Here is a 23867-nt window from a genome sequence, read left to right on the forward strand (position 1 = left end):
TGTTGCCGGGGGCAGAGCGTCGCCGCGCGTGGGCGGAGGTGGCGGCTTGCGCCCGTGCGAGGCAGGGCGAGCGGACTATCGGCCGGTCGCCAGCACGCTTTCGAACAGCGGGCGGCCATCGGTGCCACCCTGGATCGGCTCGATCAGTCGCTCCGGGTGGGGCATCATGCCGAGCACGTTGCCGGCCTCGTTGATGATGCCGGCGATGTCGTGGCGCGACCCGTTGGGGTTGTCGAGATAGCGAAACACCACCTGGCCATTGCCTTCCAGCCGCTCCAGCAACGCGTCGTCGGCAAAGTAGTTGCCATCGTGGTGCGCCACCGGCACCCGGATTTCCTGGCCGGCGGCATAGCCGCTGGAATAGGCGGTGGCGGCGTTCTCGACCCTCAGCCGGACATCGCGACAGACGAACTTGAGCCCGGCGTTACGCATCAGCGCACCGGGCAACAGGCCCGCCTCGGTGAGGATCTGGAAGCCGTTGCACACGCCCAGCACCTTCACGCCGCGCGTTGCCGCCCTCACTACTTCCCGCATCACCGGCGACTGGGCGGCCATGGCGCCGGAGCGCAGATAGTCGCCGTAGGAGAAGCCACCGGGCAGGGCGATGAGGTCGAGGCCATCAGGCAGGTCGTGGTCGCCGTGCCAGACCATGGCCGGCGGGGTGCCGCCGATCTGTTCAAGCGCGGTCGCCATGTCGCGGTCGCAGTTGGAGCCGGGAAAGACAATGACGGCGGACTTCATGGCGGACCTTATGCTTGCTCGTCCAGATAATGAGCTTATCGCTACAACCTGTTGTTGTTCAGGCGATAAGCGCCAGAATGGCGGGCCGTTCAGGCCAGCTCGATCCGGTAGTTTTCGATCACCGTGTTGGCCAGCAGCTTGCGGCACATCTCGTCGATCCTGGCCTTGGCGGCGTCGGCGTCGGTTTCGGCGATATCCAGCTCGATGAACTTGCCCTGACGCACGTCCGCGACCGTGTCGAAGCCCAGGCCATGCAGCGCCCCGGCGATCGCCTTGCCCTGCGGGTCGAGCACGCCATTCTTCAACGTCACATAAACCTTGGCCTTCATGAGCGCCCTTCCTCGCGTGCCTTGCGGTGGGTTTCCAGATCGAGAACCGTCGAGACCTCGCCCTCGGGCAGCAGGCCCAGCCGGCGGGCCACTTCCTGATAGGCTTCCACCTCGCCACCGAGATCGCGGCGGAAGCGGTCCTTGTCCAGCTTTTCGCCGGTCGAGGCGTCCCACAGGCGGCAGCCGTCGGGGCTGATCTCGTCGGCCAGGATGATGCGGGAGAACTCGCCCTCCCACAGCCGGCCGAACTCCAGCTTGAAGTCGACGAGCTTGATGCCGACGCCAGCGAACAGGCCCGACATGAAGTCGTTGATGCGGATGGCGAGGTCGGCGATGTCGTGCATCTCCTCCTGGCTCGCCCAGCCGAAGGCGGCGATGTGCTCGTCGGTGACCATCGGGTCGCCCAGCGCATCGTTCTTGTAATAATATTCGATGATGGTGCGCGGCAGCACCATGCCTTCGTCCAGCCCCAGGCGCTTGGCCAGCGAACCGGCGACGACGTTGCGCACCACCACCTCGATCGGCACGATCTCGACCTGGCGGATCAGCTGTTCGCGCATGTTGAGGCGGCGGATGAAGTGGGTCGGCACGCCCATGCCGGCGAGCAGGGTGAAGATATGCTCGGAAATCCGGTTGTTAAGCACGCCCTTGCCGGAAATCGTGCCTTTTTTCTGGGCGTTGAAGGCAGTCGCGTCATCCTTGAAGTACTGGATGAGGGTGCCGGGCTCGGGTCCTTCGTAAAGGATCTTGGCCTTGCCTTCGTAAATCTGTCGACGGCGAGACATGGGCGGACCACTATATCTTGAGAATGACGAAAACGGGCGGCGCCACCGGGGATGCCGCCCTTTGATTCGGCGCGGACCATACTCTATCGCCTTGCTGGGAACAATTGAAGATTGTCACACGGGCGGGCGGCCGAATGTTGTATCGCGCGACAATGCGAACGGTTGATCCGGATTGCCGGGCCCCTTATGTACGCAGCAATATTCAGCAACGGATGCCAAGGGGCCACCATGACCACGTTCGACAACCGTGAGAAAGCCTTTGAAGAGAAGTTCGCGCGAGATGCCGAGCTGCAGTTCAAGGTGACCGCGCGGCGCAACAAGCTGCTGGGCCTGTGGGCCGCCGAACTGCTCAAGCTGACGCCGGAAGAGGCCGAGGCCTATGCCAAGCAGGTGGTTCACGCGGACTTCGAGGAAGTTGGCGAGGAAGACGTGTTCCGGAAGGTCTATGGCGATCTGTCCGCCCGCGGTGTCGATGTCAGCGAGCATCAGGTGCGCAAGGCGATGGACGACAAGATGGTCGAGGCCCGTCGCCAGTTCATCGAAGGGGTCTGACCCATGCCGATGCCGGCCAGCGAGATCGAGCGCCTGATCAAGGCGGCACTGCCGGATGCGCAGGTGACGATCCAGGATCTGGCGGGAGACGGCGATCACTATGCGGCGACCGTGGTGTCGGGGGCCTTCCGGGGGCTGACGCGGGTGAAGCAGCACCAACTGGTCTACGCCGCCCTGGGCGGGCGCATGGGGGGCGAACTGCACGCCTTGGCGTTGACCACCAGTTGCCCTACATAAGAAGACAACGCAGGTCCAATTTAGGAATAGGCCCCCCATGTCTGACTCGGTTCTCGATCGTATCCAGCAGATCGTCGGCAGCAATGACGTCGTGCTGTTCATGAAGGGCACGCCGGATTTCCCGCAGTGCGGCTTCTCCTCGCGGGCGGTGGCGATCCTTGATCGCCTTGGCAGCGGTTTCGCCAGCTACAATGTGCTGGAAGACCCGGAGCTGCGCGAGGGCATCAAGCATTTCTCCCAGTGGCCGACCATCCCCCAGCTCTACATCAAGGGCGAATTCGTCGGCGGTTCGGACATCATGATGGAAATGTTCGAGGCGGGCGAACTGCAGGCGATGCTGGGCGCTGAAGCCTGATCGTCCGCCCGGTGGCCGGGCTCACCGGGGCCGTCCGCGTTCGCCAGCATCACGGTTGGTCGTCGTCGGTCCCCGCGCGGTTTGTTGCCGCCGGTCCCGGCGGGGACAATCAGTGCGTGGTGACGGCGGCCGCCGCGAAATCGCCGAGGCTCGGGAAGCGCAGGTCGAAGTGCGGCACCGGGTCGGGCAGACGGGCGGCGCCAGGCCGTCCCGAGTTGCGGTCGATCCAGACGGTGTGGAGGCCGGCGGCCTGAGCCGGCCCGTGGTCGTGAAACAGCGATTGCGCCACATGAACCAGTTCGTGCTTCTGGATGCCGTCATCGGCCAGCCGGGCCAGCAGATAGTCGAAGTTGCGCGGGTCGGGTTTGTAGGAGCCGATGCGCTCCGCGGTGAACACGCCATCGAACGGCACGCCCAGTTGGCGCAGGGTGGCCGCGATCGACACCTCATCGACGTTGGAGAGGATGTACAGCCGGTAGCGGGACTTGAGCCGGCGCAATGCGTCGACCGTGTCGGCGAAGGGCGGCCAGCCGCCGATCGACTCGGCGAACCGCGTCGCTGCGGTCCGGCTTGATGCCAGCCCGAGTTCGCGGGCCATCTCGACATGGACCTCGGCGACAATCTGCCGGTACGGCCAGGTCGGGTGGGCGTGTTCGATGTCCGGCTCGATGGCGCCGAAGCCGCTCAGCACCCGCTGCGCGCCGACCTGGGCGACCCAGTCCGCCAGCGCCGTGAGGATGCCGGTTTCCCAATCGATCAGCGTGCCGTAGCAGTCGAAGGACAGCGCGCGGACGCGGTTGAAATCGATGGTCATGCGAGGTCTCCCAGCAGTGGCACCTGGGGTGCCGCGTCCCTCGGCAGCAGGCCGGCCAGTCGCGGGTCGGGCACGATCTCCACCTTGCGGGCATAGGGGCGGAAACCATGATGGATATAGAAGCCCAGCGCGCCGGGATGATCGAGCGTGCAGGTGCGGACCCACACCCGCCTGGGGCGTCGTCCCCAGGCGATCTGCAGCGTCTGGGCCATCAGCCAGCCGCCGAGGCCGCGCCCGGCCAGGTTGGGCAAAACGCCGAAGTAGCTGATCTCCACCTCGCCGTCGGCGCGACAGTCCAGATCGACCATGCCGACTTCCTCGGGGCCCTGCCGGACGGTGTAGAGCAGGATGTCGGGGTCATGCAGCAGTGCCGCCAGCGCGTCGTCCTCCATCATCAGCCGGCCGAACCAAAGCCATGGCGCACCGACCGCCCGGAACAGCCGGCGGTATGACGCCGGGTCGGGTTCGGCGACCGGCATCAGCCGTGCCGACATCATCACGGGCAGGGGTTTGGGCTTGGGTCGCTCGGTCATCTCCAGGCAGGTGACGACCGCCGCGATATGGCCCTCGGGCACATCGAGCAGTTGTACGGTCATGCCATTGTTGTGCCCGAGCGGCGCGCAAACGAAAAGGGGGAGCACGCGCTCCCCCTCGATGTTTCGCTGATGACGGTCAGCCTATTTGGCCAGCTGGAACAGCAGTGACGACACCCAGCCCTTGTTGCCGAGTTCGTCGGAGACTTCCCACATCACGTCCTTCTTTTCGCCGGTCGGGTAGAGCATCATGCCCGGGTCGAGCGTCCGAACGACCTTGCCGCTGGCGCCGGCATCGGCATACATCCGGCCCGGCTTCGCCATGGTGACGGCCTGCGTGGCGTTGGCGGCCGAGGCATTTTCCGGCAGGCCGCCGAGTTCGGCCACCAGATCGGTGTAGGCCTGCAGATAGGCCAGCGTGATGACCTGGCCAATTTCGGTGTTCGCATAGCCGCTGGCGCCGCCGGCGCCCAGGAAGCCGCCCGAGAACAGGCCGCCACCGGCGCCCCAGCCCAGATCGGTTTTCTTGGCGTGGCCCTCGACCATCGCCACCTGCTCGGAGGAGCGAACGTCGGTGACGGTGAGCACCACGTCTGCGGTCTTCTTCTTCAGGCTGATGCCGCCCAGCAGTGCGCCGGCGGTACGGCCGCCGAGCATGCCACCGAGCATGCCGCCGATATTGTTCCCGCCCGAATTGCTGTTGGAGGAGATCAGGTCCGGCACCAGCACATAGTCGGCAGCCTTGATCTGGCCCTTGCCGATGTTGGAGCCACCCCGCAGCTCGCCGCCGGAGGCCAAAGCCCGCTCCGCTTGCAGCGCGGCCATGCCCTTGCCCCGATCGACAAGGGAGAAGCATTTGGATTTATTGACGAAAATCTTGATGAGCGCTTCAGGTGAGCCCAGTTCGTACTGACGCCACCACTGGCTTTCCGGCTCGATCACGGCAAGCGAGCCGATTTTCTTGGCGCAGATCGGAATCTCGGCGGTTTTCTCAGCCCGCTTTTCCTGCGCGGTCTTGGCGGCAGCCGGCGCGGTGGCGGTCAGCGCGACGGCGGTCAACGCCGTGCAGGTCAGGGCCGCGCGGGCCATGGGCATCCAGTTCATCTACTATTCCCCTCAGTCAACGATCAGCGCAATAGGCCGGATTTTAGCCCAAGCCATGCTCAAGCACCAGCCGGTGCGCGTCCCCGATGATGAGGCTCGCGCATTTAAATTATGCTTAGCGCCTTGAAATGACGGCCGCATAGCCCGAATGGGCTATGCCCGTGCCGGCGGCTCCTTGACGCTGGTGCTCACTCCTCGGCGGGCAGGAAGTCCGGCACCGACAGGTAGCGCTCGCCGGTGTCATAGTTGAAGCCGAGCACCCGGCTGCCGGCCGGAGCGTCCCTCAACTTGGTGGCAATTGCGGCCAGTGTCGCGCCGGAAGAGATGCCGACGAGCAGGCCCTCCTCGCGGGCGGCGCGGCGCGCATAGTCCTTGGCGTCGTTGGGATCGACCTGGATCACGCCATCGAGCAGGCGGGTGTGCAGGTTGGCGGGGATGAAGCCGGCGCCGATGCCCTGGATCGGGTGCGGGCCGGGCTGGCCGCCGGAGATCACCGGTGACAGGGTGGGCTCGACCGCGAACACCTTGAGGGCGGGGAAGCGGTCCTTAAGGACCTCGGCGACGCCGGTGATGTGGCCGCCGGTGCCGACACCGGTGACCAGATAGTCCAGCCCCTCGGGGAAATCGGCGAGAATCTCCTGCGCCGTGGTCTCGACGTGAACCTTGATGTTGGCGGGGTTCTCGAACTGCTGCGGCATCCAGGCCCCGGACGTCGTCGCCACCAGTTCGCCTGCCTTCTCGACCGCGCCCTTCATGCCCTTCTCGCGCGGAGTCAGCACGAAGCTGGCGCCGTAGGCCAACATCAGGCGCCGACGCTCCACCGACATGCTCTCCGGCATCACCAGGATCAGCTTGTAGCCCTTGACCGCGGCCACCATCGCGAGGCCGATGCCGGTATTGCCCGAGGTCGGCTCGATGATGGTGCCGCCGGGCCCGAGCGCGCCCGAGGCTTCCGCCGCCTCAACCATCGCCAGGGCAATGCGGTCCTTGATCGAGCCGCCGGGGTTGGCGCGTTCCGACTTCACCCAGACTTCATGGGCCGCGCCAAACAGCCGGTTGATACGGATGTGCGGCGTATTGCCAATGGTGTCGAGAATCGTCGCGGCCTTCATGGTTCCCCTCCAATACCGGTGGTTCGTCCGTACAGTGAACGTTATGCCCACCCGAAAAGTAGACAAGATAGAATTTCTGTCGCGAGACGCAGCTTAGCTGCGGCTGCTTTCCGTGGCCAGCCGGTTGGCCTTGCGCAGCTCGGGGAACCACATCGCCCACAACACGGTGACGACGATGGCGCCAACGCCGCCGACCACCACCGCTGGCACCGCGCCGATCAGGCGGGCGACGATGCCGGACTGGAACTCGCCCAGCTCGTTGGAGGCGCTGATGAACAGCGTGCTCACCGATGCCACGCGGCCGCGCATGTCGTCGGGGGTATGGATCTGGATCAGCGACGAGCGGACGTAGACGCTGATCATGTCGGCAGCACCCAGCACGCCCAGCATGGCCAGCGACAAGGTGTAGGAAGTCGACAGGCCGAAGATGGCGGTGGCCAGTCCGTACACGCCGACACAGGCGAACATCCACAGGCCCACCCGGTTGCGCAGGGTGAAGCGGGTGAGCACCAGCGCCACCAGCGCCGCGCCTACCGCCGGGGCCGCGCGCAGGTTGCCGAGACCTTCCGGACCGACGGCAAGGATGTCGCGGGCGTAGACCGGCAGCATGGCGGTCGCGCCGCCCAGCAACACCGCGAACAGGTCGAGCGAGATCGCCCCCAGCACCATCCGGTTGGTGCGGATGTAGGACAGGCCGTCGAGAATGGCGCGCAGCGGCCGGCCGGCGGTGCGCGGGGTCTGCGCGACCGGCCGGATGAACGAGATGCAGGTCAGCGACACGGTAAGCAGCGCCAGGCAGGTGCCGTAAACCCAGGCGGCACCGCCCGCGATCAGGTAGCCGCAGGCCGCCGGACCGCCGATGGCGGCGATCTGCCAGGCGATGGAGTTCCAGGCGATGGCCGAGGGCAGAATGGTGACCGGCACGAGATTGGGTGCCAGCGCCTGCATGGAGGGCGCCATGAAGGCGCGCCCGATGCCCAGCAGGCTGGCCGCCATGAAGATTGGCAGCAGGCTTTGGTCGCCCCACCGGGCGTGGGCGAACAGCAGGCCGATCGACAGCAGGTCGACGCTCAGGGCGCCACGCGCGATCCAGCGGCGGTCGAAGCGGTCGCTGATGTAGCCGGCGACCAGGCTGCAACCGGCCAGGGTGACGAACTGCACCAGGCCGATGAGGCCCAGGTAGAGCGAGGCTTCCTTGATGCTGTGGCTTTGCCGGGCGATCTCGTAGACCTGCCAGCCGACCGCCACCGCCGTCATGTTGACCGCCAGCGAACCGGTCAGGCGGGAAAACCAGAACAAGCGGAAATCACGATATCCGAAGGCGGATGGCGCGGCGGGCGCCGGGGCTTCGGAGGCGGCGGGAGAGGGCGATGACATGATGTGGCCTATCTGCGTTGGGCTCCTTTGGCAGAACAACCCCATGGCCGTCGAGTCCCGCGGTGCGAACAACCTGTTCGCGGGTGCGGCACGCTCGCGGGATTTGATTGCAAATGACACGCGCATGAGACATGGACAGGGGCATGGTTGGACAGGTCATCAAGCTCGTATCGCGTTCGATTCCGCCTATCCGGGGAGGCTTGCGCGGCCTGCTGGGGCCAGAGGAGCGGGCGGCGCTGGATGCCATAGCGTTGCGGTCCAGTTTGGACGCCGGCCGCTCGATCTATGACGAGGGCGACCCCGGTCTTCATCTGTGCATCGTCGAGAGCGGTCTGGTGATGCTGGAACGGGTGGCCAGCGACGGCGCCCGCCAGGTGGTCGGCTTCGAGTTTCCGGAAGACATGTTCGGGATTCCGCTCAATGGCGCCTACATGCAGTCGGCCGTCGCGCTGAAACCGACCCGGGTGCTGCGCTACCCCTATGAGAAGCTGCGTCACGTGGTGCGCGAGCATCCCAAGGTTGATGACGCCATTCATCGCATCATGAACCGGGTGCTGGCCGCCGTGCTCGACCAGTTGTGCGTGCTGGGACGGATGACGGCGCGGGAGCGCGTGGTCTATCTGCTGCTGCATCTGGCCGATCGCGAGGGCAGGGCGCATGAGGCGCCGCTGGTCGTCGACGTGCCGATGACCCGCACCGACATTGCCGATTTCCTCGGGCTGACGGTGGAAACGGTGAGCCGCACCATCAGCGAGCTGAAGCGCCAGGGCATTATCCACCTGCGGGACACCCATCAGATCGAGATTCGCGAGCTTGGTCCGGTGGATGCCATCGCCGAACGGTTCCGTCATGCCTGACCGCCCGGCCGGGGGCGTTAATCATCTCATCATGGTCTTGCCGCTAAAGGCGTTTTATGGTCGCCGGCGCGACCGTAACGACGATCGGGCGACATGCGACATTCATGACTGATCCTTCCCTGAACCGCCGTGTCGGCATTTCCGCCGTCTGGACCGTGATGACCCGGCTGATGCTGCAGTCGATGGGCATCGTCAGTTCCATTGTCATCGCCCGCCTGCTGGGGCCGGAAGAGGTCGGTGTGTTCGAGAAGGCGGTGATCATCACCGGCTTCCTCGACATGTTGACCGCCATGGGGCTGGAAACGGCGCTGGTTGGCCGGCGTGACCGTTTGCAGGTGCATTACGACACCGCCTGGACGCTGAACATTCTGCGCGGACTGGTGACGGCGCTGGCCATTCTCGCGCTGGTGCCGTTCGCCGATGCCTGGTTCCAGGCGCCGGGCGTGGGCGCCATGCTGGCGGTGCTGGCGCTGGCGACGCTGCTGCGGGGCTTCGAGAATATCGGCATGGTCGATTTCCGGCGCGATCTGGAGTTCGACAAGGAATTCCGCTTTCTGCTCTACCGGCGCATCACCATGTTCGTGGTGGCGCTGGCGATCGCCTTCATCTGGCGCACGGCCTGGGCCATGGTGATGGCGACGCTGGCCGCCGCTGTCGTCGGTCTGGTGATGAGCTTTCTCATGTCGCCGATGCGTCCGCGCCTGACGCTGGCCGCGTGGCGGGATCTGTTCCATTTCGTCAAATGGATGTTCGCCTACGAGACGATCCAGGCGTTCTCGTCCAAGCTGGAGGGTCTGATCCTGCTGAAAATGGCGACGCCGACGGAAGTCGCCTTCTACAATCGCGCCAATGAAATCGGTGGCACGCCGTCCACCGAGATCGCCATGCCGATCGTGCGCGCGGTGTTGCCGGGGATGATGAAGACCGGCGACGATCAGCTCCGGCGTAATGAGATGTTCATCAGTTTCATGGCGTTGGCGCTGACGGTCGCCCTGCCCGCCGGCCTCGGGCTGGTGCTGGTGGCGGACAGTCTGGTGACGGTTCTGCTCGGCCTGGCCTGGCTGCCGATGGCACCGCTTCTGGAGATTCTGGCGCTGCGCGGCATCCTGCGGGTCATCAACGCCAATTCCGGGTCGGCCTTCATTGCCGCCGGTCGGGTTGACCTGCTGACCAAGACGACGACTTTCGGCATTGTCACCCGGCTGCCGATGATCATCCTCGGCTACATGTACGGTGGTCTCAACGGTCTGGCGTGGGCATCGGTTTTCGCGGCGACGATCAGTATCGGCGGCACCTGCTACGCCCTCAACTACATCGGGGTGCCAGTCGTTCGGCCGCTGTTTGCCCGCCTTTGGCGTGTGATGCTCGGCTGCGTCGGCATGATTGCCGCCGTGCGGCTGTTGCAGGCCAGTCCTGACTGGGCCCGCCTTGACGATCTCACCCATCTGCTCGGCGAGTCGGTGATTGGCGCGGCAGTGTTCACCCTGGTCACGCTGGCCGCGTGGGTGCTCGGTGGCCGGCCGTCGGGGCCGGACGCAACCCTGGTGTCGGTCATCGCCGCGCGGCTGCGCCGGCGGCGCGCCTGACAGAGAGGCATTGGCTACAGGGCGTTCAGGCCGATGAGGCCGAGATAGTAGCGACGCCGGTCGCCGCGCATCATCTCGGTCCTCAGGCGCGCCCAACCCTCGGCGAGGCCGCGCCGCCGCAACGTGTAGTAGCTGTCGAGCAGGCCGCCACGGACTTCCCGCCGGCAGGTCGCCCTGTAGCGCCGGGCGATCAGGGCATCGTCCTCGATGTCCCGGGATAGCTGGTCGAGACGGGACTGTGCCTTCAGGCGGGCGTCACCGGCGAGCAGGGCGGGGCGATCCTCGGGGTCGATGCGGGTTGGCAGCAGGTCAACCGTTTCAACCCGGTGGGGCGCTAGCGTCGATAATGACACTGCCAGTACATAGCCGTCGTGAACACCGGCGATATCGCGCTGATAGCGGTTATCGCTGAGACGGAAGATGAAATTGCCCAGTGAGTAGGCGATCAGGCCGTCGCCATGGCGTTCGATTCCCTGCACGACGTGAGGGTGGTGCTGGATCACCAGCGCGGCACCGGCGTCGATGAGGCCGCGAGACAAACGGATACGCGCGGGCTCAGGGTGAAAGACAAACTCGGTGCCGGCATGCAGCACGACGATGACTGTCGCCCCCGTGCCGCGCAGACGGGCCACTTCTTCGAGCAGCCACCGGCGGTCCAGCGGCGCGACGCCGCCGCGGGTGGCTGTGGCGTAGGCATAGGGGGCATCACAGACCCCCAGCAGTGCCAGCTTGATACCACCGACTTCCATCATCAGAGGCGCCCGGGCCTGGTCGATGTCCGCACCGGCCCCAAAGGCCGCGATGCCGTGCTGCGCGAGCAACGCCCGGGTCGAGGCCAGGCCGTCCGGCCCGCCGTCGAGCACATGATTATTGGCCAGCGTTACGGCGTCGATCCCCATGGCCTTGAGAGCGGGGAGAATGCAGGGAAGCGTCTGAATCCGCCCGCTTGGCGGGGTCTGTGTGCCGGTCGGCATGACCGCGCATTCCAGGTTGCCGACGATGGCATCGAATCCTCGCAGGTCATTGCCCAAAGGTGACAGGAACCAGTCGATGCCCTGAGCGTCGATTGCCTCTCCCAGCCGCCATGTAAAACCCATGTCACCAACAAAGGCCAGACGGACGGACGAGGAGGCGTTGCCGGGTGGGGGCATCGTGAGGGAAATCCAAGGGGCGGCGTCTGACAAGATATCGATTGGTTTGAACGACTTGCCGCAAATTGGCAAGCGGGTGACCGATATCCGGCCGCATGGCATGGTTCGACCTTGCGCCGTTGCCGGATAGACGGCAAGCAGGCAGGCCCGTTCACGTTCGTCCGTCAGGGATGCCCATGACCGATTCACCTCATCGCCCGTCCAAGCCGTCCCGGGTGTTCCCCACCGCCAGTCAGGACGCGGGGTTCGCCTGTCAGGTGGAGGAGACGGCGCAGACCAGCCATCCGAGTTACCGGCTGGCGTTCCTCGACAACGACTTCATGCTGCGCGAGGAGCTGCGGCCGGTGCGGCTGCAGCTCGAACTGCTGAAGCCCGAGATGGTGCTGCAGGAACACGGCATTGCCTCGACCGTGGTGTTCTACGGCTCGGCGCGGGTGCCGGAGCCCGGCGATGCCGAGGCGAAGCTGGCGGCCGCGACCACCGACTGGGAGCGCCGGGTGGCGGCACGCATTGTCGAGAAGTCCCATTACTATGGTCAGGCGCGCGAACTGGCACGGCGCTGTTCCAGCCTGCCGCAGCGCAACGGCGAACGGCACTTCGTCGTGGTGTCGGGCGGTGGCCCCAGCTTCATGGAGGCCGCCAATCGTGGCGCGTGGGACGCGGGTGCCCCATCGGTGGGGCTCAACATCGTGCTGGAGCACGAGCAATATCCCAACCCGTTCGTCACGCCCGCGCTCAGCTTCCAGTTTCACTATTTCGCCCTGCGCAAGATGCACTTCCTGATGCGGGCACGGGCGGTGGTGGTGTTCCCCGGCGGGTTCGGGACGCTGGACGAACTGTTCGAGACGCTGACATTGATCCAGACCGGCAAGATGGCGCCCGTGCCGGTGCTGCTGTTCGGCCGTACCTTCTGGGATCGCATCGTCAATTTCGAGGCACTGGCCGAGGAGGGGACGATATCCCCCGGTGATCTCGACCTGTTCCGTTTCGTGGAGACCGCCGACGAGGCGTGGGATATTCTGGGGACGCATTATGACCTTTGACGCCAAGCTGACATTCCACGGCGCTGCTGGCACCGTGACCGGATCATGCTCCGTGCTGGAGGCGGCGGGCCAGCGCTGGATGATCGACTGCGGTCTGTTCCAGGGCTCGCGCAGTCTTGAGGAACTCAACCGGGCGCCGTTCGCCTTCGACCCGCGCGACATCGACGGCGTGTTGCTCACCCATGCGCACATCGATCATTGCGGCCTGTTACCGCGTCTGGTGAAGGAGGGCTTCCGGGGGCCGATCTACTGCACCCGTCCGACCGCCGACCTGCTGGGTTTCACGCTGCCGGATGCCGGCCGGATCCAGGAAGCGGAGGCCGATCGCGGTGCTCGCCGGCGTGCCCGCGAAGGTCGCGAGCCCTATGAACCGCTCTACACCGAGGCCGACGCCCGCCGCGTGCTGGAACAGACCGAACCGGTCGCGCTGGAACAGTGGCGCGAGCTGGGTCATGGCTGGCGTTTCCGGCTGTGGAACGCTGGTCATATCCTCGGTTCCGCGTCGGTCGAGATATGCCTCAACGACGAGATGCGGCTGCTGTTCTCGGGCGACCTGGGGCCGGATGAGAAAGCTTTTCACCCCGAGCCAAACGCGCCGGCCGGGTTCGACGTGGTGGTGTGCGAGAGCACCTATGGTGATCGGGAGAAGTCGGAACTGTCGCTGGAGGGCCGTCGCCAGCTGCTGCTGGCGGAAGTCGAGACGGCGCTGGCGCGCGGGGGCAACCTCATCATCCCGGCCTTCGCTATCGAGCGAACCCAGGAACTGCTGCTCGATCTGGCGATCCTGATGGCACAGGGCAAGCTGGCCCGTACCCCGGTGTTCATTGACTCGCCGCTGGCCAGCAACGCGACCAGCGTGTTCCGCCGGCATGCCGGCAAGCTTGAGGATCTGGGCGACATCGACGTGTTCGGCTTTCCGGCCTTCCATTTCGTCGAGACCGCCCAGCACAGCATGCAGCTCAACGTCATGTCGGGCGCGATCATCATCGCGGCGTCAGGCATGTGCGAGGCGGGGCGTGTGCGCCATCATCTCAAGCACAATCTGTGGCGGCCGGAGTCGACAGTGCTGTTCGTCGGCTATCAGGCCCAGGGCACGCTGGGGCGCACCATCCTGGAGGGTGCGCGGCGGGTGCGCATTTCGGGCACCGATGTCGCGGTGCGGGCCCGTATCCGTCGTATCGATTCCTATTCCGCCCATGCCGACCAGGGCGAACTGCTCGCCTGGATCAATGCCCGCCAGCCGATCCGGGGAGGACTGTTCCTGTGCCATGGCGAGGAACAGTCGCTTGCGGCCCTGGCGGCCAAGGTCACGGCGCAGGGCATTGAACCCACGCAGGTGTTCCGTCCGCAGGTTGGCGAGAGCTTCCGTCTGCGGCCCAACGAGCGACCCACGTCGCTGGGCGGCATGCGCATCGCGCCGGCCGAGGCCGCGCACGACTGGCAGAACGAATATGCCGCCATCATGGTCGATCTCAAGGACCGGCTGCGCCATATGCGGGATAACCAGCAGCGTGAGAGGACATTGCTCAAGATGCGTGAAGTCCTCAATCATGTGAACCAGACGCGCGGCACGCGAGCCCGCTGACGGGTATACGGGCAACGCGGACCATACCAGCAGACGGACGGCCAACGGCATGATCATCCCCGAGCCTGCCCCAACGGGGACACCACGTCGTGCCGCCGTGGCGTTCATTTTCATCACCGTCATGCTCGACATGCTGGCGATGGGCATGATCATCCCCGTGCTGCCGAAGATCGTGCTTGGCATGGTGGCGGATGACACGGCCCATGCCGCGCGCATTTTCGGCATCTTCGGTACTGCCTGGGCACTGATGCAGCTCATCTTCTCGCCGGTGCTGGGCGCGCTGTCGGATCGCTTCGGCCGTCGCCCGGTCGTGCTGTTCTCCAACTTCGGGCTCGGCCTCGATTATGTCCTGATGGCACTGGCGCCGGGGCTGGGCTGGCTGTTCGCCGGCCGCGTGATTTCCGGTATCACCGCCGCCAGCGTGGCGACCGCCAGTGCCTATATCGCCGATGTCACGGCGCCGGAGAAGCGGGCGGGTGCTTTCGGCATGCTGGGGGCCGCCTTCGGGGTCGGTTTCGTGATGGGGCCGGCCGTGGGTGGTCTGCTTGGCGCCATTGATCTGCGGCTGCCGTTCTGGGTGGCCGCGGGTCTCAGCCTCGCCAACGGCTGTTACGGTCTGTTCATCCTGCCCGAATCGCTGCCGGTCGACAAACGGGCGCCGTTTCGCTGGCGTCGCGCCAATCCGCTCGGCGCACTGGCGCTGCTGCGTTCCCGCAGCCGTTTGCTGGGGCTCTCCAGCATCAGTTTCCTCGGCAATCTGGCGCACCATGCGCTGCCCAGCACCATGGTTCTCTACGCCAGCTATCGCTATGGCTGGAGCGAGAAGGCCGTCGGTCTGACGCTGGCAGCGATGGGTGTCTGCATGATGGCGGTGCAGGGAGGCCTGGTGCGGGTCGCCGTTGCCCGGTTCGGCGAGCGGCGGACACTGATCACCGGTCTGGTGTGCGGCATACTGGGCTTCATCGTTTATGGTGTTGCCGCGACGGAGGTGTGGTTCTGGGCCGGCATCCCCCTGATGGCGTTGTGGGGACTGGCCGGGCCGTCGGTGCAGGGACTGATGTCACGGCGGGTCGACGCGGACGAGCAGGGGCGGCTGCAGGGCGCACTGAGCAGTCTCACGGGCATCGCGGGGCTGATCGGGCCGGGACTGTTCACTGTCATCTTTTCGGTCCTGATCGGCCCGCTGCCGGGGGCGGCGTTCCTGCTGGCGGCGCTGTTCCTGGCCGGGGCGGCCATGGTCGCCGCGCGGGTTACGCGCGGGTTGTGAAGGCCGCCCGCGCCGGCCCCAACGCCCCGAAGAGTTTGATGTCGACGCAGCAGCCGGCTCGCTGGCGCCCGGCGAGCCAGGCCTCGATGCCCTCCAGCGGCACCACATGGACCATGATGTCCTCGCTGGCGTCACCGCCACCGGGGCCGACGCGGCGCAATCCGGTCGCCAGGAACAGGTGGATGGTCTCCGGTGTCAGGCCGGCCGAGGAAGCGCCCTCGTAGAGGTAGGTCCAGTGGCGGGCCTCGAAGCCGGTCTCTTCCTCCAGTTCCCGCCGCGCGGCGACCTCAAGACCCTCGGCGGCGTCGTCATCGCCGACCAGTCCGGCGGGCAGTTCGATGCACGGCGCGGCCACCGCCGGGCGGTACTGCTCAACCAGCACCAGCTCGCCGGCGTCGGTGACGGCGATGACGCCAACGACGGCGGTGCCCACCGTCCGTTCGGCGATCTCCCATTTGCCACGCCGTATCAGCCGCAGGAAGCGGCCAGTGCCCAGGATTTCAACGTCGTCGCTCATCATACGCCCCAATTGCCAGTCGGGTTCCGGATAGCCGTTCCCGGGGGTGGCTGTCGACCGCCGGCACGATTGCTTCATCGCCGGAGCCTGTCGTAGAGGGAGTGTGTCCGGAGGCCCGCATGACCATTACCCCTGTCGATCTCGCATTGATGGATACCGACCTGGAGGCGTTCGCGACCGCGCTCGGCCGTTCCTATCAGCAATGCGGCTTCGCGGTCGTGGCCGGTCATGACCTGCCGCCAGCGCTGATCGACGGCACGCTGGCCTGCTTCCGCCAGTTCTTCGCGCGCGAGGAGGCGGCCAAGCGCCGCTACCATGTGCCGGGCGGGCATGGCCAGCGCGGCTACACGCCGTTCGGCGTCGAGACCGCCAAGGGGGCCACTGCCCATGATCTCAAGGAGTTCTGGCATGTCGGCCGGGAACTGCCGGCCGGCCACCCCTATCGCCAGTGGATGCCGGACAACCTGTGGGTCGACGACATCCCCGGTTTCCGCGCCAACACCTACGGCCTTTACCAGGCGATGGATGCCTTCGGCCGCCGGCTGCTGCGGGCGATCGCCTGCTTTCTCAGGTTGCCGCTGGACTGGTTCGACGACAAGGTGGACCTTGGCAACAGCGTGCTGCGCATCCTGCACTACCCGCCCCAGCCCGACGGCGCGGTGGCCGGCCACGTCCGCGCCGGCGCGCATGAGGACATCAATGTCATCACGTTGTTGCTCGGTGCTGACGAGGGCGGCCTTGAAGTGCTGGATCGCGAGGGGCGCTGGCTGCCGATCCAGCCGCCCGAGGGCTGTCTGGTCGTCAATATCGGTGACATGCTGCAACGCCTGTCCAACCATGTGCTGCCATCGACCACCCATAGGGTGGTCAACCCGGCGCCGGAGCGGATGCGTTTTGCCCGTTATTCGATGCCGTTCTTTCTCCACTTCAATCCCGACTTCCTGATCGAGACCCTGCCGGGCTGCATTGCCGCCGACAATCCAGACCGGTACCCAGAACCGATCACGGCGCAGGCCTACCTTGAGCAGCGGCTGCGCGAGATCAAGTTGATGTAACCGGCGGGCGGGGCCGGTGTGGGCCTCGCGGGGAATGTTGTCGATGCTTGTCGAGTCGCCTGAACGTCGCCGCGCCTACCGGCTGGGTCTGCTGATGGCGATGGCGGGCACGCTGATGCTGTCGCTCAAGCCGGTGCTGATCAAGATCGCCTTCGCCGAGGGTGCCAGTGCCGATGCCGTGCTGGCCTACCGTATGTTGCTGTCGTTGCCGGTGTTCCTGCTGGTCGGCGTGCATGCCTGGCGGCGACTGGAGGTCAAGCCGGCCGTGCGCGATCTGGTGCCGGCGATGGGGGTCGGGGTGGTCGGCTATTACGTCGCCTCCTACCTTGATGTGGTGGGGCTGCAATATGTCTCCGCCCAGCTCGAACGGCTGACGCTGTTTACGTATCCGGGCATCGTGGTGCTGGCGAGCGCGGCACTGGGGCGACAGCGGATCGCCGGCCGCACGCTGCTGGCGCTGCTGCTGACCTACGGCGGTCTGCTGGTGCTGTTCGGCGGCGACGTGCGTGCCGAGGGTAGCCGGGATGTCGTGCGCGGCACGCTGCTGGTGCTGGCCTCGGCCGTGGCCTACGCCATCTACCTCATGTTGAGTGGGCGGCAGATTGCCCGCCTGGGCAGCGCGCTGTTCACCGCCGTCGGCATGAGTGCCGCCTGCGTGATGATGATCGGCCATATCGCGCTGATCGATGGCCCGGCTGGCTTTGTGATCGGTGCGACGCCGCTGGCGTGGGTGGCGCTGGTGGCGCTGTTTTCCACGATCTTGCCGGTGTTCCTGGTGTCGGCGGCGATCGGTCGGGTGGGGGCGCCTGTCGCCAGCGTGGTGGGCTGCAGCGGCCCGGTCGCCACCAGTCTGGTGGCGGTGGCGGTGCTGGGCGAGCCCTTTGGTCCCCTGCATGCGGCGGGGCTGGCGCTCGCCTCGGCCGGCATGCTGTTGCTGGGGCGGTCGCGCTAGGTGAATGCACCGCCATCGTCGCGCGGACGCGTTGACGTTTACGTAAACGTCAACTAGAGTCCCGTCCATGAAGCCGCCGTCCGATTCCGCCTTCGCCGAATTGTCGTCTCCTGAGTCGTCGTGCGCGGCGGGGCAGGCATTCACCATCACCGACCTGGCGATGGAGTTCGGGGTTACGCCGCGGGCGATCCGTTTCTACGAGGATCAGGGCCTGATCAACCCCGAGCGGCGCGGTCAGAACCGGGTATACTCCAAGCGTGATCATGCCCGACTGGCCTGGATACTGAGGGGCAAGCGCGTCGGTTTCAGTCTGGCCGAGATTCATGAGATGATCGACCTTTACGACCTGGGCGACGGTCGGGTCACCCAGCGTCAGGTGACGTTGGCCAAGTGTCGGGCGCGGATTGCCGCGCTGGAGGAGCAGCGCCGGGACATCGATCACATGATCGAGGAACTGGAACAATTCTGCGTTACCCTCGAAACACTTGTCTTGCCGGGTTCAAAGACAATCTGAGGGTGCGCCCTCGTACAGAGGAGGAATACATGCCTGTCTACACAGCGCCTGTGCGGGATACGCTGTTTGTTCTCAACGACGTGCTGCATCTGGATCGCTATGCCAACCTGCCGGGCTTCACCGAGGCCACGCCGGACATGGTGGGGGCCATTCTGGAGCAGGGCGGGGCATTCGTGCAGGAGGTGCTGCACCCGTTGAACCAGGTGGGCGACGAGCATGGCTGCAAGCGGGCCGATGATGGTTCGGTGACGACGCCGCCGGGGTTCAGGGACGCTTATGCCCAGTTCGTCGAGGGCGGCTGGGGTACCTTGTCGGCGCCGACCGAGTATGGCGGTCAGGGGATGCCCCATGTCATCGCCACCGCGTTCGAGGAATACATGATTTCCGCCAATATGGCGTTCGCCATGTATCCCGGCCTCACCCATGGCGCCATCGCCGCCATCCAGGTGGTGGGGTCGGACGCGCAGAAGCGCAAGTATCTCCCGAACATGATCGCCGGTACCTGGACCGGCACCATGAATCTCACCGAACCGCATTGCGGCACCGACCTTGGCCTGCTGCGCACCAAGGCGGAAGAACAGCCGGACGGCAGCTACAGGATCACTGGCACCAAGATCTTCATCTCCGCCGGCGAGCATGATCTGGCGGAGAACATCATCCACCTGGTGCTGGCCAAGCGCACCGGCGCGCCCGACAACGTGAAGGGCATCTCGCTGTTCATCGTGCCGAAGTTTCTTGTCAACGACGATGGCACGCTGGGCGCGCGCAACGGCGTGACCTGCGGCGCGATCGAGAAGAAGATGGGCATTCACGGCAACGCCACCTGCGTGCTGAACTATGACGGCGCCACCGGCTATCTGATCGGCGAAGCCGAAAAGGGCCTGGCCGCCATGTTCATCATGATGAACGCGGCGCGTCTGGGTGTTGGCCTGCAAGGCCTGTCGCAGGGTGAGATCGCCTATCAGAACGCCGTCAAATATGCCCGGGAGCGACTCCAGGGCCGGGCGCTGACCGGTCCAGCCGACCCCTCCGCCAAGGCCGACCCGATCATCGTTCATCCCGACGTGCGGCGGATGCTGATGGACATGCGCGCCTGGAACGAGGGCGGCCGCGCGCTTATCCTGTGGGGCGCGCTGATGGTCGACCTCACCCACAAGGCGGCAAGCGAGGAGGAGCGCGAGCGCGCCAACGACCTGGTGTCGCTGCTCACCCCGGTCATCAAGGGCGTCCTCACCGACAAGGGTTACGAGGGCGCGACGCTGGCGCAGCAGTGCTTCGGCGGCCACGGCTACATCCGTGAGCACGGCATGGACCAGTTCGTGCGCGATGCCCGCATCGCCATGATCTATGAAGGCACCAATGGCGTGCAGGCGATGGATCTGGTTGGCCGCAAGCTGGCCCAGAACGGTGGCCGGGCGCTGCGCACCTTCCTTGAGATCGTTTCGGCCTATTGCGCCGAGCAGAAGACCGACGAGAAGATGGCGCCCATCGTCGAGCCGCTGGAGAAGGCGGTCGGCCAGTTGCAGGCGGCGACCATGTGGCTGATGCAGAATGGACTGGCCAACCCCAACAATGCCGGCGCGGCGGCCTACCCCTACATGCATCTGCTGGGTCTGGTGGCAGTCGGCCACATGTGGGCGCAGATGGCCCGCGCGAGCCTGGATGCGCTGGCCGCCGGTGCGTCCGATGTCGGTTTCCATGAAGCAAAGCTGATTACCGCCCGCCACTTTGCCGCCCGCCATCTGCCGGAGACGGCATCGCTGCGGCGCAAGATCGAGGCTGGCGCCGAGACCATCATGGCGCTGGCCGCCGACGTGTTTTGAACCTGAGTATCCATAGCCTTATTCAAACGAGGGAGAGACGACATGGCTGAGGCATATATCTACGACGCCGTGCGCACGCCGCGCGGCAAGGGCCGCCCTGACGGGTCGCTGCACGAGATCACCCCGATCCAGCTGGCAACGCAGGTGCTCCAGGCGGTGCGTGACCGCAACAACATCGATACCGCCGATGTCGACGACGTGGTGCTGGGTTGCGTGGCGCCGGTGGGCGAGCAGGGCTCCGACATTGCCCGCGTGGCCGTGCTCAATGCCGACTATGCCGAGACCACGGCGGGTGTGCAGATCAACCGTTTCTGTGCCTCCGGCCTTGAGGCGGTCAACATGGCGGCGGCCAAGGTGATCGCCGGTGAGGCGGAATTCGCCATCGGCGGTGGCGTCGAATCGATGAGCCGTATCCCGATGGGTTCCGACGGCGGTGCCTGGCCGATGGACCCGGCAGTCGCCTTCAAGACCTACTTCGTGCCCCAGGGCGTCGGCGCCGACCTGATCGCCACCAAATACGGCTTCAGCCGCGACGACGTGGACGCCTATGCGGTGGAGAGCCAGAAGCGTGCCGCCCGTTCGTGGGCGGAGAACCGCTTTGCCAAGTCGATCATTCCGGTGAAGGATGTCATCGGTGAGGTGGTGCTGGACCGTGACGAGCACATGCGCCCGGACACCGACATGCAGTCGCTGGCCAGCCTCAAGGCATCGTTCACCGACATCGGCGAGACCATGCCCGGCTTCGACCATGTGGCGCTGCTGCGCTATCCGGAAGTGGAGCGTATCAACCACGTCCACCACGCCGGCAACTCCAGCGGCATTGTCGACGGGGCGTCCGCCGTGCTGGTGGGCAACAAGGCAATCGGCGAGAAATACGGCCTGAAGCCGCGTGCCCGCATCAAGGGCATGGCCTCGATCGGCTCCGAACCGGCCATCATGCTCACCGGTCCGGCGCTGGTCAGCCAGAAGCTGCTGAAGCGGCTGGGCATGAGCGTTTCCGACATCGACCTCTACGAACTCAATGAGGCGTTCGCCAGTGTGGTGCTGCGCTACATGCAGGCGCTCGACATTCCCCACGACAAGATCAACGTCTGTGGCGGCGCCATCGCCATGGGTCATCCGCTGGGTGCCACCGGCGGCATGATTCTCGGCACGGTGCTCGACGAACTGGAGCGCACCGGCAAGGGAACCGCCCTGATCAATCTGTGCGTCGGCGCCGGCATGGGCACCGCCACGGTGATCGAACGCATTTGATGATGGGGCCGGGGCGCCGTCGCCCTTAGTCGGGTGGCGCGGCACACGGCCGATTATTCCGGGGAGTTTTTTCATGACCGAGACGATCAAGTTCGACCTCGATGCCGACGGCATCGCGCTGCTGACCATCGACGTGCCGGGGGTGACGATGAACGTCATCACGCCGGAGTTTCAGCGTGATCTCACCGCGCTGATCGAGAAGATTGCCGCTGACGAGGCGATCAAGGGTGCCGTCATCACCTCCGGCAAGGCCACCGGCTTCGTCGCCGGCGCCGACCTGAAGGGCATGAGCGGGGCCTTCGGTGGCGCGGGTGCCGGCGGTGGCGGCGGCAGATCGCGGGCGGCGGCGATGTTCGAGGCCGTTTCCACCCTCAACCGCATTTTCCGTCGCCTGGAGACCTGCGGCAAGCCGTTCGCGGCGGCGATCAATGGTCTGGCGATGGGGGGCGGCCTGGAGCTGTGCCTGGCATGTCACTACCGGGTGGTCGCCGACAATCCGAAGCTGCAGCTGGGTCTGCCGGAAGTACTGGTCGGCCTGCTGCCGGGGGCCGGCGGCACCCAGCGGCTGCCGCGTCTGGCGGGCGTGCAGGCGGCGCTGATGTATCTGGTGCAGGGCAAGTCGATGAGCCCGGCGGAAGCCAAGGGCATGAACGTGGTTCATGAGGTGGCGCCGGCGGACGAGCTGGTGGCGCGTGCCAAGGCGTGGGTGAAGGCGAACCCGAAGGCCGTGCAGCCGTGGGACGTCAAGGGCTTCCGGTTCCCCGGTGGCGTGGGCGGCATGAACCCCAATTTCGCGCAGACCTTCATTGGTGGCAACGGCATGATCACCAAGGAGACGCTGGGCAACTACAACGCCCCGCGCGCCATCATGTCGGCGGTGTTCGAAGGCACGCCGCTGCCGATGGACAAGGCGCTGAGAATCGAGAGCAAGTATTTCACCAAGCTGGCGCTCGATCCGCAGGCGATGAACATGGTGCGTTCGCTGTTCGTCTCCAAGCAGGCTGCCGAGAAGGGCGCCCGTCGTCCCAAGGGTGTCGAGAAAAGCCCGACCAGGAAGCTCGCCATGCTGGGCGCCGGCATGATGGGCGCGGGCATCGCCTATGTGTCGGCCAAGGCCGGCATCGAGGTGGTGCTGCTCGACCGCGATCTCGCGGCGGCGGAAAAGGGCAAGGACTATTCGCGCAAGCTGGTTGAGAAGGCCGTGAAGCGCGGCAGCCTGAGCCAGGACAAGGCCGAGGCCATGCTGGCGCTGATCAAGACCACCGACAAGTATGAGGACCTCGCCGGCTGCGACCTGGTCATCGAGGCGGTGTTCGAGGACCGTGGCCTGAAGGCGGATGTCACCAAGAAGACCCAGGCGGTGCTGGGCGCCGACACCATCTTCGGCTCCAACACCTCGACGCTGCCGATCACCGGGCTCGCCGAGGCGTGGGACAAGCCGGAGAATTTCATCGGCATCCACTTCTTCTCGCCGGTCGACAAGATGCCGCTGGTCGAGATCATCATGGGCAAGAAGACCGGTGACGCCGCGCTCGCCAAGGCGCTCGACTATGTGGCGCAGATCAAGAAGACGCCGATCGTCGTCAACGACAGTCGCGGCTTCTACACCTCGCGCTGCTTCGGCACCTATGTCACCGAGGGCTACATCATGGCCGGCGAGGGCATCAACCCGGCGCTCATCGACAATTGCGGTCGCCAGGCCGGCATGCCGGTGGGGCCGCTGGCGGTGGGCGACGAGGTGTCGATCGACCTGTCGTACAAGGTGAAGAAGCAGACCGCGGCGGACCTCGGCGACGCTTACAAGCCGACGCCGGGCGACAAGGTGGTCGACCGGATGTACGAACTGGGTCGCTTTGGCCGCAAGACCGCCAAGGGCTTTTACGAATACCCCGCCGACGGTGGCCGCAAGTTCCTGTGGCCGGGCATCGCCGAGGAATTCGGGCGGTTGCCCGACGATGAGCAGCCGACACCGGCCGAGGTCAAGAAGCGGCTGATTTTCCGTCAGCTCGTCGAGTGCGCGCGCTGCTATGAGGAAGGTGTGCTGGTCACGCCGGAAGACGGCGACCTGGGCGCCATCTTCGGCTGGGGCTTCGCGCCGTTCACCGGCGGGCCGCTCAGCCACATGGATACGCTGGGCATCGCCAATGTGGTGCGCGAGCTGGACGCGCTGGCGCAGAAGTACGGCGAGCGTTTTGCACCGCCCAAGCTGCTGCGTGACATGGCGGCCGCTGGCGAGACCTTCTACAGCCGGGCGGCGAAGAAGGCCGCCTGATCCCCGAAGGATATCGGGACAAGAGGCCCGTGGCACTGCCGCGGGCCTCTTT

The 23867-nt window shown here is 65.8% G+C and carries 24 protein-coding genes; 14 read left to right on the top strand and 10 right to left on the bottom strand.

What is annotated here, in order from left to right; genetic code table 11:
* Window positions 1-75: 75 nt before the first annotated feature.
* The 3 genes from purQ to purC all read right to left on the bottom strand — a co-directional run bounded on the left by purQ (window position 76) and on the right by purC (window position 1855).
* On the bottom strand, window positions 76-741 hold the full coding sequence (gene purQ, locus ABU113_RS12675; RefSeq protein WP_454559862.1) for a phosphoribosylformylglycinamidine synthase subunit PurQ: 666 nt from the start codon (window positions 739-741) through the stop codon (window positions 76-78).
* Window positions 742-830: 89 nt separating this feature from the next.
* Entirely contained in the window at window positions 831-1070 is a 240-nt protein-coding gene (purS, locus tag ABU113_RS12680; protein ID WP_454559863.1) for a phosphoribosylformylglycinamidine synthase subunit PurS, read from the bottom strand.
* Window positions 1067-1855 (bottom strand): phosphoribosylaminoimidazolesuccinocarboxamide synthase, encoded by a 789-nt coding sequence (gene purC / locus ABU113_RS12685; protein WP_454559864.1) that lies wholly within the window; start codon window positions 1853-1855, stop codon window positions 1067-1069. Before purC ends, purS begins: the two co-directional genes overlap by 4 nt.
* Window positions 1856-2083: 228 nt before the next feature.
* Between purC and ABU113_RS12690 the strand changes: the two genes are divergently transcribed.
* Genes ABU113_RS12690 through grxD form a run of 3 tightly spaced genes read left to right on the top strand, consistent with a single transcriptional unit; the run spans window position 2084 to window position 2999 of the window.
* Window positions 2084-2407 carry a DUF1476 domain-containing protein gene (locus ABU113_RS12690; protein ID WP_454559865.1) on the top strand — a complete coding sequence of 108 codons (324 nt, stop codon included), beginning with the start codon at window positions 2084-2086 and terminating at the stop codon, window positions 2405-2407.
* Between the two features lie 3 nt (window positions 2408-2410).
* Complete coding sequence (locus ABU113_RS12695; RefSeq protein WP_454559866.1) at window positions 2411-2644, top strand: BolA family protein; 234 nt, start codon at window positions 2411-2413, stop codon at window positions 2642-2644.
* A gap of 37 nt (window positions 2645-2681) precedes the next feature.
* The gene (grxD, locus tag ABU113_RS12700) at window positions 2682-2999 is read left to right on the top strand and encodes a Grx4 family monothiol glutaredoxin (RefSeq protein ID WP_454559867.1); all 318 of its coding nucleotides are present in this window, start codon (window positions 2682-2684) and stop codon (window positions 2997-2999) included.
* A gap of 109 nt (window positions 3000-3108) precedes the next feature.
* Here the strand turns inward: grxD and ABU113_RS12705 are convergent, their stop codons facing one another.
* The 5 genes from ABU113_RS12705 to ABU113_RS12725 all read right to left on the bottom strand — a co-directional run bounded on the left by ABU113_RS12705 (window position 3109) and on the right by ABU113_RS12725 (window position 7939).
* Window positions 3109-3813: a haloacid dehalogenase type II gene (locus ABU113_RS12705; protein WP_454559868.1), complete on the bottom strand. Its 705-nt coding sequence runs from the start codon at window positions 3811-3813 to the stop codon at window positions 3109-3111.
* The gene (locus tag ABU113_RS12710; protein ID WP_454559869.1) at window positions 3810-4409 is read right to left on the bottom strand and encodes a GNAT family N-acetyltransferase; all 600 of its coding nucleotides are present in this window, start codon (window positions 4407-4409) and stop codon (window positions 3810-3812) included. Before ABU113_RS12710 ends, ABU113_RS12705 begins: the two co-directional genes overlap by 4 nt.
* Before the next feature lie 81 nt (window positions 4410-4490).
* The gene (locus ABU113_RS12715; protein ID WP_454559870.1) at window positions 4491-5450 is read right to left on the bottom strand and encodes a CsgG/HfaB family protein; all 960 of its coding nucleotides are present in this window, start codon (window positions 5448-5450) and stop codon (window positions 4491-4493) included.
* A 188-nt stretch (window positions 5451-5638) separates the two neighbouring features.
* Window positions 5639-6562, bottom strand: a complete 924-nt coding sequence (gene cysK, locus ABU113_RS12720; protein ID WP_454559871.1) for a cysteine synthase A — start codon at window positions 6560-6562, stop codon at window positions 5639-5641.
* A gap of 93 nt (window positions 6563-6655) precedes the next feature.
* Window positions 6656-7939 (bottom strand): MFS transporter, encoded by a 1284-nt coding sequence (locus ABU113_RS12725; protein WP_454559872.1) that lies wholly within the window; start codon window positions 7937-7939, stop codon window positions 6656-6658.
* 143 nt (window positions 7940-8082) lie between these two features.
* Between ABU113_RS12725 and ABU113_RS12730 the strand changes: the two genes are divergently transcribed.
* Together ABU113_RS12730 and ABU113_RS12735 are read left to right on the top strand one after the other, a co-directional pair.
* A complete protein-coding gene (locus ABU113_RS12730) occupies window positions 8083-8796 on the top strand; it encodes a Crp/Fnr family transcriptional regulator (protein ID WP_454559873.1) in 714 nt (237 codons plus the stop codon).
* Window positions 8797-8900: 104 nt separating this feature from the next.
* Window positions 8901-10382, top strand: a complete 1482-nt coding sequence (locus tag ABU113_RS12735; protein ID WP_454559874.1) for an oligosaccharide flippase family protein — start codon at window positions 8901-8903, stop codon at window positions 10380-10382.
* Between the two features lie 14 nt (window positions 10383-10396).
* Here ABU113_RS12735 and ABU113_RS12740 read toward each other — a convergent pair whose 3' ends face one another.
* Window positions 10397-11635 carry a CapA family protein gene (locus tag ABU113_RS12740; RefSeq protein WP_454559875.1) on the bottom strand — a complete coding sequence of 413 codons (1239 nt, stop codon included), beginning with the start codon at window positions 11633-11635 and terminating at the stop codon, window positions 10397-10399.
* Window positions 11636-11709: 74 nt separating this feature from the next.
* Here ABU113_RS12740 and ABU113_RS12745 point away from each other — a divergent pair, with 74 nt between their 5' ends.
* The 3 genes from ABU113_RS12745 to ABU113_RS12755 all read left to right on the top strand — a co-directional run bounded on the left by ABU113_RS12745 (window position 11710) and on the right by ABU113_RS12755 (window position 15428).
* Window positions 11710-12576, top strand: coding sequence for an LOG family protein (locus tag ABU113_RS12745; RefSeq protein ID WP_454559876.1), 867 nt, complete (start codon window positions 11710-11712; stop codon window positions 12574-12576).
* Complete coding sequence (locus ABU113_RS12750; RefSeq protein WP_454559877.1) at window positions 12566-14161, top strand: MBL fold metallo-hydrolase RNA specificity domain-containing protein; 1596 nt, start codon at window positions 12566-12568, stop codon at window positions 14159-14161. The genes ABU113_RS12745 and ABU113_RS12750 overlap by 11 nt, the downstream gene beginning before the upstream one ends.
* 97 nt (window positions 14162-14258) lie before the next feature.
* Window positions 14259-15428: a TCR/Tet family MFS transporter gene (locus ABU113_RS12755; protein ID WP_454559878.1), complete on the top strand. Its 1170-nt coding sequence runs from the start codon at window positions 14259-14261 to the stop codon at window positions 15426-15428.
* Here the strand turns inward: ABU113_RS12755 and ABU113_RS12760 are convergent.
* Window positions 15412-15945, bottom strand: a complete 534-nt coding sequence (locus ABU113_RS12760) for an NUDIX hydrolase (RefSeq protein ID WP_454559879.1) — start codon at window positions 15943-15945, stop codon at window positions 15412-15414. The two genes, ABU113_RS12755 and ABU113_RS12760, sit on opposite strands and share 17 nt — an antisense overlap.
* 119 nt (window positions 15946-16064) lie before the next feature.
* On the opposite strand from ABU113_RS12760, the gene ABU113_RS12765 reads away from it, so the two are divergent.
* The 6 genes from ABU113_RS12765 (at window position 16065) to ABU113_RS12790 (ending at window position 23815) form a co-directional block, all read left to right on the top strand.
* A complete protein-coding gene (locus ABU113_RS12765; protein WP_454559880.1) occupies window positions 16065-17000 on the top strand; it encodes an isopenicillin N synthase family dioxygenase in 936 nt (311 codons plus the stop codon).
* A 43-nt stretch (window positions 17001-17043) separates the two neighbouring features.
* Window positions 17044-17952, top strand: coding sequence for a DMT family transporter (locus ABU113_RS12770; protein WP_454559881.1), 909 nt, complete (start codon window positions 17044-17046; stop codon window positions 17950-17952).
* A gap of 160 nt (window positions 17953-18112) precedes the next feature.
* Complete coding sequence (locus ABU113_RS12775) at window positions 18113-18466, top strand: MerR family transcriptional regulator (protein WP_454559895.1); 354 nt, start codon at window positions 18113-18115, stop codon at window positions 18464-18466.
* A 29-nt stretch (window positions 18467-18495) separates the two neighbouring features.
* On the top strand, window positions 18496-20289 hold the full coding sequence (locus ABU113_RS12780) for an acyl-CoA dehydrogenase C-terminal domain-containing protein (RefSeq protein ID WP_454559882.1): 1794 nt from the start codon (window positions 18496-18498) through the stop codon (window positions 20287-20289).
* A 42-nt stretch (window positions 20290-20331) separates the two neighbouring features.
* Window positions 20332-21543: an acetyl-CoA C-acetyltransferase gene (locus ABU113_RS12785; RefSeq protein ID WP_454559883.1), complete on the top strand. Its 1212-nt coding sequence runs from the start codon at window positions 20332-20334 to the stop codon at window positions 21541-21543.
* Window positions 21544-21616: 73 nt separating this feature from the next.
* Window positions 21617-23815, top strand: coding sequence for a 3-hydroxyacyl-CoA dehydrogenase NAD-binding domain-containing protein (locus ABU113_RS12790; protein ID WP_454559884.1), 2199 nt, complete (start codon window positions 21617-21619; stop codon window positions 23813-23815).
* The last annotated feature ends 52 nt before the right edge of the window (window positions 23816-23867 follow it).

Origin of the sequence: Parapedomonas caeni (genome assembly GCF_041060555.1) — a bacterium.
In the GTDB taxonomy this organism is placed as follows: Bacteria; Pseudomonadota; Alphaproteobacteria; order Sphingomonadales; family Sphingomonadaceae; genus CAUJIW01.

Bases quoted from the DNA above. Each gene is read 5' to 3' on its own strand.
- ABU113_RS12735 (WP_454559874.1), top strand. From the start codon at position 8,901: ATGACTGATCCTTCCCTGAACCGCCGTGTCGGCATTTCCGCCGTCTGG.
- ABU113_RS12740 (WP_454559875.1), bottom strand. From the start codon at position 11,635: ATGCCATGCGGCCGGATATCGGTCACCCGCTTGCCAATTTGCGGCAAG.
- ABU113_RS12775 (WP_454559895.1), top strand. From the start codon at position 18,113: ATGGAGTTCGGGGTTACGCCGCGGGCGATCCGTTTCTACGAGGATCAG.
- purC (WP_454559864.1), bottom strand. From the start codon at position 1,855: ATGTCTCGCCGTCGACAGATTTACGAAGGCAAGGCCAAGATCCTTTAC.
- ABU113_RS12705 (WP_454559868.1), bottom strand. From the start codon at position 3,813: ATGACCATCGATTTCAACCGCGTCCGCGCGCTGTCCTTCGACTGCTAC.
- ABU113_RS12785 (WP_454559883.1), top strand. From the start codon at position 20,332: ATGGCTGAGGCATATATCTACGACGCCGTGCGCACGCCGCGCGGCAAG.
- ABU113_RS12765 (WP_454559880.1), top strand. From the start codon at position 16,065: ATGACCATTACCCCTGTCGATCTCGCATTGATGGATACCGACCTGGAG.
- ABU113_RS12710 (WP_454559869.1), bottom strand. From the start codon at position 4,409: ATGACCGTACAACTGCTCGATGTGCCCGAGGGCCATATCGCGGCGGTC.
- cysK (WP_454559871.1), bottom strand. From the start codon at position 6,562: ATGAAGGCCGCGACGATTCTCGACACCATTGGCAATACGCCGCACATC.
- ABU113_RS12715 (WP_454559870.1), bottom strand. From the start codon at position 5,450: ATGAACTGGATGCCCATGGCCCGCGCGGCCCTGACCTGCACGGCGTTG.
- grxD (WP_454559867.1), top strand. From the start codon at position 2,682: ATGTCTGACTCGGTTCTCGATCGTATCCAGCAGATCGTCGGCAGCAAT.
- purS (WP_454559863.1), bottom strand. From the start codon at position 1,070: ATGAAGGCCAAGGTTTATGTGACGTTGAAGAATGGCGTGCTCGACCCG.
- ABU113_RS12730 (WP_454559873.1), top strand. From the start codon at position 8,083: ATGGTTGGACAGGTCATCAAGCTCGTATCGCGTTCGATTCCGCCTATC.
- purQ (WP_454559862.1), bottom strand. From the start codon at position 741: ATGAAGTCCGCCGTCATTGTCTTTCCCGGCTCCAACTGCGACCGCGAC.
- ABU113_RS12770 (WP_454559881.1), top strand. From the start codon at position 17,044: ATGCTTGTCGAGTCGCCTGAACGTCGCCGCGCCTACCGGCTGGGTCTG.
- ABU113_RS12780 (WP_454559882.1), top strand. From the start codon at position 18,496: ATGCCTGTCTACACAGCGCCTGTGCGGGATACGCTGTTTGTTCTCAAC.
- ABU113_RS12695 (WP_454559866.1), top strand. From the start codon at position 2,411: ATGCCGATGCCGGCCAGCGAGATCGAGCGCCTGATCAAGGCGGCACTG.
- ABU113_RS12690 (WP_454559865.1), top strand. From the start codon at position 2,084: ATGACCACGTTCGACAACCGTGAGAAAGCCTTTGAAGAGAAGTTCGCG.
- ABU113_RS12790 (WP_454559884.1), top strand. From the start codon at position 21,617: ATGACCGAGACGATCAAGTTCGACCTCGATGCCGACGGCATCGCGCTG.
- ABU113_RS12745 (WP_454559876.1), top strand. From the start codon at position 11,710: ATGACCGATTCACCTCATCGCCCGTCCAAGCCGTCCCGGGTGTTCCCC.
- ABU113_RS12760 (WP_454559879.1), bottom strand. From the start codon at position 15,945: ATGAGCGACGACGTTGAAATCCTGGGCACTGGCCGCTTCCTGCGGCTG.
- ABU113_RS12725 (WP_454559872.1), bottom strand. From the start codon at position 7,939: ATGTCATCGCCCTCTCCCGCCGCCTCCGAAGCCCCGGCGCCCGCCGCG.
- ABU113_RS12750 (WP_454559877.1), top strand. From the start codon at position 12,566: ATGACCTTTGACGCCAAGCTGACATTCCACGGCGCTGCTGGCACCGTG.